The sequence below is a fragment of the Labilibaculum euxinicum genome (assembly GCF_963678175.1).
In the GTDB taxonomy this organism is placed as follows: domain Bacteria; phylum Bacteroidota; class Bacteroidia; order Bacteroidales; family Marinifilaceae; genus Labilibaculum; species Labilibaculum euxinus.
The window spans coordinates 4,869,226-4,881,946 of the sequence record NZ_OY782756.1 but is presented as its reverse complement, the minus strand read 5'-3'; the positions used below and the strand labels follow the sequence as shown (position 1 = coordinate 4,881,946).

Below are 12,721 nucleotides of genomic sequence, written 5' to 3'. Positions count from 1 at the left end.
CTAGGTGTAACTAATTAATTAAAAAATAGTAAATGGAAAATAATAATAATTTTAATTGGAGGAAACGATTTCAACTTTTGATTTTCGTTTTTTCGTTTTACGTGTTTAATTGTATTGGGCAAACAAATGATAATTCCTTTAACATTCCGGATGTAATTCCGAAGTCCCCAGAAGTTGCAAGTCTGGAACGTTATGGAGAAGTTAATTGTTCTGAATATACAGGAACTCCGAATATTTCTGTTCCTATACATATTGTTAAAACAGGATCGATAAGTGTACCTATTGGGGCAACTTACAATGCAACAGGAGTTCGTGTAGCGCAAGAAGCAACTTGGGTTGGTTTGGGATGGGACTTAAGCTGTGTTAATGCTGTTCTTTATCACCCAAACGGTTCTAATGATCAATGCTATAATGGGACAACAATACCTACTTCAGATTGGTGTGATATGTCAAATTATATTAGAAAATCAAGTAATTATTATGGCGTAAGTGCTACTTTTTCATTCGAAGATGGAACATATGGTTTCGGAAACTTTGAAAACCCTTGCGCTTGTTATGATGAACATCCAGCTAAGATATGCAAGGCGCCAATAATGGGAGCTATCAAGGAAGGTATTGGACAGTTAGATTATTTTTCAGTTAATTGCTTTGGTATATCAGCAAACTTCTATGTTGATAGGTCAACCGGCCAAGCAGAAATCTTTGGAGAAGATAGTAAAATTGCAATTACAACCACTTTAAATTCGAGAGGTAAAATTGAAGGAATATCAATAATAGATGAAAGTGGGAACATATATGTTTTCGATGCTCGAGAGATGTTTGGTCAGAGATATTATAATGCTTGGTATTTAACATCCATTGTTAGTCCAGAAGGGAAATATGTGCGATTTACATATAAAAAGTATGGATCAATAGAACCTATTCACCCATTATCTGAGACCTATGATAGTCAGTATGGAATGAACAAAAAAATAGCACATCCCTTTTCGTCAGTAAATGATGTATTATTTCCTTTATACCTTTCAGAAATAGAAACGGAAAAAGAGACAGTGAAGTTTTGGACAAGTCAAAACCGTCAGGACATTGAAGGTTCTGGTGCTGCTAGATTGGATTCAATTAGTGTTACAGATAAATTTCAAACAAATTACCGTAAAAGTGTTATTTTTAATTATAGCTATTTTCAGGGTTCAGATATTGGAGGTGACTATTACGTGGATGAAAATTTCACAAAGGCAAATTGTTATTTATCGAAACGGTTAAAATTAAATAGTCTTGAGCTTGTAGAAGGTTATTCTAATGCGAAAAAACGCTATGGTTTTGTATACAATGAATCAGTAGATTTACCATTAAAGACCTCTTATGCTGTTGATCATTGGGGTTTTTATAATGGTTGTGATAATAGTACCTTTCTACCTGTTAGTATATATAGTAGCGGAGGTGCGCTTGATTTTAACGGGGCTAATAAAGGAGCTAATCCACAGACATGTTCAGCATGGACTCTAAAAAAAATAGTCTATCCAACAGGAGGAAGTACTGAATTTACTTTTGAACCTCATTCTTTTAGTAATACAACAATATATTCATCCACCCAATCTGGACCGCTAACAAGTTATAAACAATGTGCATCGGCCATGGTTTATAGAGGATCATCTTCGGTAAATTCAACTTTTACTTTGACATCCGAGTCAAAGGTGAAAATCAAAAGTGCTTTTATCATCACGCCAGCCTGTGATGATGAAACTTCATCTGGTAGAACGATGCTACTCGGTCCTGTTGGTTTAAGCTGGTCTTCAACGTCACCTGGTTTTCAATCAGAAACAAAGATCTTGCCTGCAGGAAATTATGCGATTGTTGCGAGTATAAATACTTCATGTAGTTCTTATGATTGTAATTATGAAGTTTCTGTGTGGGTTGAAACAACCACAGAAGGAAATACAACCATTTCAAATTCATCTATAGGAGGTGGACTTCGAATAAAGAAAATAAAAAACTGCACCTCAGAAGGCATTGCTTCAATAAAAGAATATGAGTATACAACTGATGATGATAGTACATCAAGTGGTATTTTGATGACACCAATAGATTATACTAAAAAAGAAAATTATAAAATAGTTTGTGGGGATAGTAATAGTGCGAATAGTGGTATTGAAGTAAGGACAACAGGAACATCTACAATATATTCGAGTTCAACAACGCCACTAAAAGCAATAGTAGGGTATAGCAGAGTGAAAATACAAAACGCAACTAGTTCAGGAAGCAATAATGGGTATGTAATAAAGGAATTTAGGAATAAAGAACCATACCCTATATTTGATTTTTTACTTTGTACAGATTTTTGTTTGGATAATGGATTGCTGGTATCTTCAACTGACTATTTATCAAATGGAAATTATGTTTACAAAGAAACGCTGGATTATGAGGATTATGACGATTCTAAAAAAAATGAACAATATGTGAATTTCTATATGACCGATACTTATAGGGGACCTTCTTGTCAATGTACTGATGCTGGGACAATTAGATATAATGAATGTGCATATGTAGGAAGGTGGAAATTATATAATTATACGTTTTTGAGATATAAGTACTTGCTTTCTGAAAAGAAAACAAGTGAGGGTACTGTGACAAAAATATATACTTATAAGTACAACCAGCAGAACTATTTACCAAATAGGGTTGCTACTTCGACTAGTTCAACCGAAAATTCGAAAGATGAATTGTATGTTCAAGAAATGAGCTATCCTAATGATTTTGTTTCGGAGGGCAATATATATGATTCGCTAAATATTTCAAATCGGATTAATACTCTTATTGAATCCAGAAAATATAAAGGTAATAGCCTTATAGATGCATCCTTTAATTTATATTCTGTTGTTGGTTCAAAAATATTTCTAACAGACTATTACAGTATAGATTTGAAATGTCCCATTAGTAAATCCTCATTTATTGGACTTACCGAAACCGGAGAGTTGAAATCTAATACTCAATATCAAAAAAAATATTCATTAACTTATGATTTAACTGGTAATGTTATTTCAATTGATAAGGCTGATGATATAGTAGTGAATTATATGTGGGGGTATGATAACCAGTATCCTGTTGCGAAAATCGAGAATGCTACACTTAAGGAATGTATCTATGAGGAAGGATGGCAAAATATAGCTAATTCAGGAGATCTGAATTTACGAACATTGCCAAGGGGTAAATATCGGATAGAATTTTACGGTGGGCCTTTTGACCTTGCTCCAACTTCGCAAATCCATATCAATGATAAGGTCGTTACCTTAGAAGGAGATGATAAATGGTATTCGATAGAAAAAATAATAAGCACAATAAGTTTTGGTGGGATAGGTAATATTCCTAGTAGTATAAAGTATATAAGGATTTATCCTTTCGATGCTCAAATGACCACCTATACTTACAAACCGCTTATTGGCATCTCCAGTGAAACGGATACTAACGGCATAACTACTTATTATGAGTACGATGATTTTGGTCGTTTAATTCGAATAAGAAATAATAATGGCGACATTGTTAAATCTTATGATTATAATATTTCCTTTTAAGGGATAATACAGATAAAAGTGAAAAAGTATTTGATGTACTTGACTTCTATCATTAGTTATACTTACAACAATATAATAAAATATGAAAGCGATAAAATATTTTACATTTCTCACAACTGTGTTCTTGATGAATATAAGTTTATTGTTGGGTGAATGTACCGTAAACTCAACAACCCCCTCCACTGTAATATTTTCTGGTATTAGTGGAGAGACAATATCACTGTCATTTGATCAAGGACTTTATTGTGATTTATCTTTTTATGTCCAAACATCATTGGTGAAAATGTCAATAACTCGAACTTCTCTTCATTCAATTGATATAGAATTGATTAGTCGAGAGGACTCTGGTGATGTTATAAATACGGGAATATTAATACTCAGCAATGGGTCATTTATTTATAGTATTCCTGTTAAAATAAATGTGCCGCAAATTGCCTTACCTGGAGATCAGAATTATATTGTGCAAACAACAATTTTAAAAGAGGGAATTGATGATAAAGATATGATTGATAATTTAAGTAGTGATGATCGTAGCCTTATAATAGATTACTATGATGGACTTGGTCGTCCACAACAAACTGTAAATTGGCAGGCTTCTCCTGATAAGACTGATATTGTGCAGGCTTTTTCTTACGATGAATATGGCAGAGAAGCAATGAAATATCTTCCTTATTCTACGAAAGTGGGTTTGGGAGTAAAATATGCTAGTCCTATTGTCGCTCAGCACGACTTTTACAGTTCCTCTAGTACCGATAATGTAGTAAATGATTATGCGCCCTACGCTAGAACTGTTTTTGAGAACTCCCCCTTAAATAGAGTTGTGCAACAGGGGAGGGAAGGTGTGAATTGGCAGCCTGTTAGTGGACATTGTATTAGGCTAGGCTATGGTGCCAATATTGCTAATGATGTATATTGTTTTAAGGTAGTAAATGAGAGTTTAGTATTGGTCGAAGATAAATATTACTTGTCCAGTGAGTTGAATAAAAGTGTAGTAAGAGATGAAAATTGGATAAATCAGACGACTGATGAATTGAATAAATTGCATACTACAGAAGAATATACCAATAAGCAGGAGCAGGTAATACTGAAGCGTAGCTATGTACAAGACGGGTCCGATAATGGTACCGCAATTGATGTTCTGGATACCTATTACGTGTACGATGACTTTGACCTGCTTCGTTTTGTGCTGCCTCCTGAGGCCGTCAAACAAATGTTTGGAGATGTTCAGCAATCGTCGGGAGTTGTTTTGGTGAGCAGCAATCAAAGCATTAGTTCCCCCGGTCAAGATGTGAGTAAATACCTGGTGGAAAAAGGGAGCAGTTTGACTTTAAGTAACGGTTTCACCTTTTCAGCCACAAGTTCAAATAGCTTAATTATTTCAAGTGGGAGTATTCAATCTGATTTATGTTATTCTTACAAATACGACTCTCGCAAGCGCATGATCGAGAAGAAACTTCCCGGCGCAGAACCTGTATACATGGTTTACGACAAGCGAGACCGATTGGTGGCCACACAGGATGGAAACCAAAGAGAAGACAACAAATGGCTGGTAACCAAATACGATTGCCTGAACCGACCGGTACTAACCGGAATTTATCAGCCTGCAAAGAATTCAAATGGGACGATAAAGAATCAGGACAACCTTCAAACAGAAGTCAATACTTTCTATACTGGCACAGCCAACCCAATGTACGAAAGCCGTGGGACAGCATTAAAATCATACGACAACAAATCATTTCCCAAAACACTGGCTGATGCGGATGTATTAACCGCAAATTATTATGGAGATTATAGTGTTACTCATTGTCCGCAGACGAGCTATAATACTTCCCAAATTGCAAATTCGTATTTGTTGACTAAACCAAAAGGACAATTGACTGCTACGTGGGCAAAAACTCTAAATGCATCATCAGGCAAAGCCGGAGGCCTGTGGACCGTTAACTTTTACGATAAAAAGTACCGGTTGGTTCAATCCAGAAGCGACAACTATTTAGGCGGATATGACCGGATTACCAATGTTTACGATTTTGTAGGCAAGGTTGACCGAAGCATTCATGAGCATATAGCCAACAGTAAAACCATTGTAGAAACCCAATGGATGACTTACGATCATGCCGGACGTTTGACCAAAGTGGAGCAGCAGTATTCCGGAGCAGTAAGCAAAGCAAAAACGACGATATCCGAAATGATTTACGATGAACTGGGACAGCTGAAAACCAAAAAGCTGACAGGCGCCGGCCGTAATTTAGATTATCAGTACAATATCAGAGGCTGGCTGACCAGCATGAACGGACACAAAAAAAGTGCTGTGGCAGGCAAAGGAAGCGATGAATTTGGTTTTGCCCTGAATTACAATGCAGGAGCAACAAGCTTTGGCGGGCAAAACCAGTACAACGGCAACATTGGCTCCATGGAATGGTGGAGCAATGGCATTAGCGGTTTAACCAACCACCAGCAAGCCTACGGATATACCTACGATGCATTAAACAGGATTACCAATGCCGATTTTAGAGAAAACTTATCCGGTTGGAAAAACACAGCTTCCACCTACGATGTAAACGGGATTACCTACGATTTAAACGGTAATATTCTGAGTCTGAACCGTGATGGAGCAGGCACACAAATAGACCAGCTGGCTTACGGATACAACGGCAACCAGTTGACTTATGTGAACGATGGGAAGGATGATGCAAAAGGATTCAAAGAATTCTCGAATACCACAAGTGAGTATGCTTACGATGCCAATGGCAACATGATAAGTGACGACAACAAAAAGATCAGCTTGGTTGCCTATAATCTGCTGAATTTGCCGGAGAGCATCACCAGGAAAGATGCACTTAACAAGGTGCGAAATGTAGCCTATGCATATTCTGCATCCGGAGCAAAGCTGGAAAACCGTTTGCCGGATAACAAATTATTGCAGTATTGTGCTAACTTTGTTTATGAGAACGGCTCTTTGAAATACATACTGAACAGCGAAGGAAAACTGGAGGTAAATGGTACAGGCGGCACCTACAAATACTTTGTGAAGGATCATTTGGGCAATACCCGCCTGGCTGTAGGCGAAGGAGAAAGCAGTGTGGCTACCGAATTGAACCATTACTATCCGTTTGGAATGCGCATGGCGATGGCCAACTCGAAAGCAGATGCAGACCAAAAATACCTGTACAACGGCAAAGAGATGCAGGAAGAAACGGATTGGTTGGATTACGGAGCCAGGATGTATGATCCGAGTTTGGGGAGGTGGCACTGTATAGATCCTCAAGCAGAAAGATATAGTTCTATGTCTCCGTACAATTATGTGGCAAATAATCCTATGTTGCTCATTGATCCAAATGGAGAGGAAATTTGGATATATTATAAGGATAAAGATGATAAAGAGCAAAAAATGCAATACACAACAGGGATGAATTACAAGGGTGATAATTCATTTATTTCTGCTTCTGTAAATGCTTTAAATCAGATGGGTAAGACTGAGATAGGAGGCGTTGTCTTAGGAGCTCTTGCTTCTTCTGAGAATATGTTTAATTTTAAGAATGAAGTTCCTGTCGATAAAAATGGAAAGCCAATAGACAAAGCATTATCTTATAATGCAAATAAAAATGATGGTGGAGGAACAATAAAAGCAGGTGCGTGGATGAATAGTAAACTAGGAGGAGCGCAAATACTTGGAACTACAGCACATGAACTATTCCATGCTTATCAAGATGAACATGGTCAAAAAGGTACTGTTAATAATGAGATAGGGGCATATTTATTTGGAAGAGCAGTACAGTACACTGGTCAAATGAATAGTGTCGGTTTTTATGCAGAGATGCCATGGGGCAATGGAACAAATTCAGGAGATGCATATCATGGAGCTATGAATAGTTTAATTTGGGCGCCAGCTTTTAATTATAGTAAATATAGTACTGCGGTTAACAATTTTAAAAAAGGTAGTAGTGCGAATACTACTAGTACTGGCGGGCAAGGACTTTATAAGGGAGCATCTGTTAAGCCTGTTTCTGCAAATCCATTAATAAAGAATTTTTTCCCTTTAGTACGTTAATTATGAATAAATTATTAATATTAATTATCCTTATAAGCTTATCTGCTTGTAAAGTACGGGAGAAGAATAATGAGATTATTGACCCTGTAAAACCATCACCTTATAAAGTTTTAAGAGTTAATCCATATGTTAATCTACCTGATAGTTTAGGGAGAGGGAAATATAAAGGAATTGCTTTTGTAGAAGGGCAAATAGTTGACAGTACTCTTAAGATAGTCAATGTGAAAGTAATGAAACTGAAACTACAAACAGTAGATGGGGAAAATTTCATTGATTATTATTATGGCATTAATAATACTGAGAGTATTGATAAAATGAAACTGTATGTGCCTTTCTTTGAAGAATATTTAAATTCACTGGAAATAGAAAGAATTGAAGGAGTATCTTCTCAAGGGGTAAATATTATAACATTACCAATAAAATTTTAGTAAACACAAAAGCCCCCTTATAGTGCAAGTTTGCAACTTGTGCTTTAGGTAATCGGTAAATAATAAAGTAAAAATATAACTCCACTTACAGTAATGTGAGTGGGGTTTGTATTTTTATAGTGTCGCAATATTTTTGAGTTTAATTGATTTAATGAATCCGTCAACTACAGAAAGGATATGCCCTTTATCTTCCTTATTCATTTTTTCAATCTCGTTTAGGCGTTTAAGCATGTCAGGATCTTTGAACAGATCTTCCTGCTCGGTCTCACCAAGTAAATACCCAACGGTCGTATTTAGGATTTTAGCCAGTTTTCTAGCAGCATCAATTGATGGTGTCATCTCGTCACGTTCATATCTTCCAATTACAGAAGTTGAAGTATTTAAAGCTTTAGACAGTTCTGTCTGCGACATTTTGCTGGTTTTTCTAAGTGTAGCTATTTTTTTACCGAAAGTATCCATGTTGAAAACCCTTTATAAGAGCTAAAAATATTTTAAACTTTTTTCAAACTATAGAAATAAGCGACATTAAATCCCGCCTGAGGATCCAAACCGAACTAAACCATAGACTGTCTATTTACAAAGTACTTAAAAATGCGGCCGGCATGGGACAGCCAGGAGCTAAGGAAGCAGCCAATGAATTAAAGAACCGCTTTCCACGTTCAAGGAAAAAAACGGAGAACGCAGAAGAGCTAAGTGAATAGCAGATAGAGCAATTGTATAATATGAATTTTTACAATCAGTAATACCGGGCATGATGTTCCGGGATTTCTTTTGTCTGCACATGCAGTAAATTGAATCAGCTTGTGCGGGCAGGAATCCAATGTTTTGGCATTTTATTAAAGCATTCCTTCTTTTAATAGGGTGCATTCCTCTTTTTTGCACATCTGGCAGGCTTTTAGCGAACGGGTTCTAGTTTGGAAAGAGCTAACCCTAAGTTTAAGTGAGAAAGTACTGGCTTTTAGCCAAAAGGCAACTGGCTATTTAGGAGCATAGTCTGGCAATTTGGGAGAACTTTCTGGCTTATTTGGAACTGCACCTGGCAAAAAGGGAGGTCACTCTCCCTTGCAACCAGAATAGCCGAAGAAAAAATAGAGGCTGAGCTCTCAAAAAGACAGACGAAGGATCAAAAATGCCGGACTCATCTCACAAAAATACAGCCATCCGGCTTACATAGCCAGAGCGGGGATCGAATTAACCGGAAAAGGCATTTCAAAACGAATCGACTATTGGAGAATCGAAGGCGGCTTTCTGCACAGACCAGTCTAATGAAGCTTTCAGGTACATTTATTCCATCAATATGTCAATGATGCATCTGATGGAATAAACAACCCATTGAAGTTGAGGATTTACTTCAAACCATTCCTTTCAATAATTGCCTGCATCTCTTTTATTTCTTTATTCTGCTCAATCACATAAAGCGTTAATTCCTCAATTTTCTGCAGTAGCTTGGCATTCATTTCACCCAGTTGTATGCCATTTTCCAAAACTTCTTTTTCCGAAGGCACATCGGGTAGGTGATTGTTTTTTGTAATGTAGCTTTCTACTTCTTCCAGTTTTTTTAATTGGTAGTTGTCCTCAAAAACAAAATCGGACCAATAATTAGCTTTCACCTGAACTTCTTCCGCTCCTATTTTCCCTTTTACAGCCAGTTTGAATCCTTTTGTATCTTTAGTACCAATACCTAGATTCCCTCCGTTAATATAACTTGTTCCTGCTGAGTGAAAGAATACTTTTGTTTGATATTCTCCTTTTGTGTCAGCTGTTTGCAACATTAAATATGTAAATGTACCGCCTTGCGTACCCCATGCAGGTCTAAATGTATATCCTTTATGTGCATATCCATTATCTGGGCCTGAGAAATACAAATTATGAGCGCTGGAGTATATGGTGGAACTTTCACCATTTGCAATGTAAATATTTCCTCCTTGTATGCTTAATTTCTGACTTGGGTTAGTTGTTCCTATCCCAATGTTTCCGTTGTTTCCAATGAAAAATCTCGTTGTAGGAGTGAATTCAGATCCTGCGATTGAAGCTTTGTTGTCAGCATAAAAATGAATCCCGCTCATCGAACTATATGAAAAACGAATTCCTCTGGAACCAAAACTATTATGAGTGTTTTTCCATTTTAAGATATCATTGTCTCGGGAATATTCGGCGTTATGTAGTATCCATGCATCACCGTGAATATTTTCCCTTTGTAATTTTAGTTGATGAGAGTATCCTATTTCAATATCTTGCTGTGCAAATAATTCAAACGCAAACATGATTAATAAAAAACTTAGACCAATATATTTCATTTTAGTAAAATTTTAATTTGAGTTATTTTATTCTTTTTCTAAGATTTTCGATCTCTTTTCGGAAGTCTTTGTTTTCTTCGATTAGTTTGTTGGTTCTTTTGTTTTACTTAATCAAATAAAGTGTTAATTCTTCAATTTTCTGCAATAGCTTGGCATCCATTTCGCCCAGTTGTATGCCATTTTCCAAAACTTCTTTTTCTGAAGGAACATCAGGAAGGTGATTGTTTTCTTTAATAAAAGCTTCAACTTTTACCAAATCTTTCAATTCGTAGTCGTCCTCAAATACAAAATCGGACCAACCGGTAGCCTCTACCTTAATTTCACGGGCACCTATTGTACCATTAACTGCTAGTTTGTGCGTTCCGGTTGTGGTGGTTCCTATGCCTACATTTCCTGAATTATTAATTGATATAGTATTGATGTCGTGACCATCAGTTTTTATTATATTCATTTTTATTTCTCCATCCAATAATCTTATGTATGAACCACCTCTTGTGTTATTGATTCTTCTTAAATATGGAGTAGTACTTACATTAATTACATTGTTTCCAATTCCAGTTCCAGAATAAGTTAAACCAGGCTCACTTGCCCACAGGAATAAATCAGCCATTCTTTCACTAGTGCCACCACCAAGAGAGTGTAATAAGAATTGGCTATTGTAATGGGTACCTTGTATGTGTAGTTTGTGCTGTGGATTGATTCCTATACCTACATTGCCGTTTTGCTCTAAAATGTTTGTGGACTGGCTATAGGAGTTCATTGTCAATAATATGCTTGCAATGCAAACTATTATTTTCTTCATTTTCGACATTTTTTTTTGTTTTAGTTATTTAAATGCTTCTTATCGTAAAAGGAATTTATCTTGTTTTAAGAACTTGAATCTCTTTTCGTAACTCCTTTATTTCTTTATTCTGCTCGATCATGTAAAGAGTGAGTTCCTCAATTTTCTGCAATAGCTTGGCATTCATTTCGCCCAGTTGTATTCCATTTTTTAGAACTTCTTTTTCCGAAGGTACATCGGGTAGGTGATTGTTTTTTGTAATGTAGCTTTCTACCTCTTCCAGGTTTTTTAATTGGTAATCGTTTTCAAAAACAAAATCGGACCAACCGGTAGCTTCTATCTTAATTTCGCGGGCACCAATTGTACCATTAACTGCTAATTTGTGTGTGCCGGTTGTTGTGGTTCCTATGCCAACGTTGCCATCGCTTTTAATAATCATTGACTCATTCCCTGCATTAACAGCAAATATTAATGAATTATAATCTTCTCCATTTGTACCGTTAGTTGATCGGATATAAGCACGATCACCTCCACCAACAACTTCTAGAAATTTAATTTTATGAGTTCGGGCCAAAGAGATATCACCATTAACTTCTAATCTCGCTACTGGTTTATTTGTTCCAATTCCAACATTCCCCCCATTTAGAATTAATTTTGAACTGTAAATTTGAAAGGGGACATACGTATTTGTTGTTCTATTGTAAGTATGCATCCCAACTCCATCCGGAAATTGTAATCCTGCAGGGTCGATTTCTAAGCCTGCAGCACCATCATTCGAAATAACACTTTTATATACAGGTGAAGTTGTTCCTATTCCAACATTTCCATTGGCAGGAAAAGTATTTGTTTGGCAATAGGAATTTAATGCAAACAATACGATTGCTATTAATGTGCTTAGTTTTTTCATAATTGTTAGGTCTCTAATTTATTGGATTTGTAATTGTGTGTTTTATTAACTCTTTCTTTTTACTATGCTTTTCCATCAGTTTTAATTTTCTCAATGCTGTTTGCACTTACGTTAGGTCGGATATATTCATATCAAATTGGGAGAACACTCTCATGGCAATCGTATTGTTTTTTTGTTATTTTAAAGTTTAATAGAAGTGAGTGGTTTAATAAAATAAAACGTTCTTTTTTTGGATGATGTGATGCAGTAGTTTGGTTGTTAGTAATTTGAATTGATTAATAGAGTAAAAATATTAAAATAGTTAATGTTAATTGCTTATAATTAAAATTATTATTGGTGTTATGAATATTAAACAGATATGGCTTTTCTTTTTGGTTTGATATAGAGTATGTTAGTTGTATTTTTCGATTAAGTTCTTGTAATTCATTAATTAGAATGAGTATAAATCAAAATCACAGCGAATAATATATTCGTTATGAGGGTTACCTTTTGTGCTTTACAAGAATAAAGAATTGAGTATTTATGTGAAATTTTATAATTGTATTTTGCAATTGAGTAATCCATTTTAGATAAATAGAATTTGTGATTTTTTGAAATGTATGATAATTACAAGAAATTAGATTTGAAGCTGAAGATTAAAAACTGATTTTGATTGTATTGAGATAGTAATTGAAAAATATTGTTAACTGTATGT

Annotated in this window: 7 protein-coding genes; 3 read left to right on the top strand and 4 right to left on the bottom strand. The window is 35.7% G+C overall.

Annotated elements, in window-relative coordinates; genetic code table 11:
• Positions 1-32 precede the first annotated feature (32 nt).
• The 3 genes from ACY0M5_RS19280 (at position 33) to ACY0M5_RS19270 (ending at position 8,042) form a co-directional block, all read left to right on the top strand.
• A complete protein-coding gene (locus ACY0M5_RS19280) occupies positions 33-3,566 on the top strand; it encodes an RHS repeat domain-containing protein (RefSeq protein ID WP_461630286.1) in 3,534 nt (1,177 codons plus the stop codon).
• Positions 3,567-3,849: 283 nt separating this feature from the next.
• Positions 3,850-7,614 (top strand): DUF6443 domain-containing protein, encoded by a 3,765-nt coding sequence (locus tag ACY0M5_RS19275; RefSeq protein ID WP_461630285.1) that lies wholly within the window; start codon positions 3,850-3,852, stop codon positions 7,612-7,614.
• Between the two features lie 2 nt (positions 7,615-7,616).
• The gene (locus ACY0M5_RS19270) at positions 7,617-8,042 is read left to right on the top strand and encodes a hypothetical protein (RefSeq protein WP_461630284.1); all 426 of its coding nucleotides are present in this window, start codon (positions 7,617-7,619) and stop codon (positions 8,040-8,042) included.
• Between the two features lie 114 nt (positions 8,043-8,156).
• On the opposite strand, the gene ACY0M5_RS19265 is transcribed toward ACY0M5_RS19270, so the two are convergent.
• The 4 genes from ACY0M5_RS19265 to ACY0M5_RS19250 all read right to left on the bottom strand — a co-directional run bounded on the left by ACY0M5_RS19265 (position 8,157) and on the right by ACY0M5_RS19250 (position 12,027).
• Positions 8,157-8,501 (bottom strand): helix-turn-helix domain-containing protein, encoded by a 345-nt coding sequence (locus ACY0M5_RS19265; RefSeq protein WP_461630283.1) that lies wholly within the window; start codon positions 8,499-8,501, stop codon positions 8,157-8,159.
• Between the two features lie 887 nt (positions 8,502-9,388).
• Positions 9,389-10,339 carry a hypothetical protein gene (locus tag ACY0M5_RS19260; RefSeq protein WP_461630282.1) on the bottom strand — a complete coding sequence of 317 codons (951 nt, stop codon included), beginning with the start codon at positions 10,337-10,339 and terminating at the stop codon, positions 9,389-9,391.
• 103 nt (positions 10,340-10,442) lie between these two features.
• Entirely contained in the window at positions 10,443-11,141 is a 699-nt protein-coding gene (locus ACY0M5_RS19255; protein WP_461630281.1) for a hypothetical protein, read from the bottom strand.
• A gap of 55 nt (positions 11,142-11,196) precedes the next feature.
• The gene (locus tag ACY0M5_RS19250; RefSeq protein ID WP_461630280.1) at positions 11,197-12,027 is read right to left on the bottom strand and encodes a hypothetical protein; all 831 of its coding nucleotides are present in this window, start codon (positions 12,025-12,027) and stop codon (positions 11,197-11,199) included.
• Between the last annotated feature and the right edge of the window lie 694 nt (positions 12,028-12,721).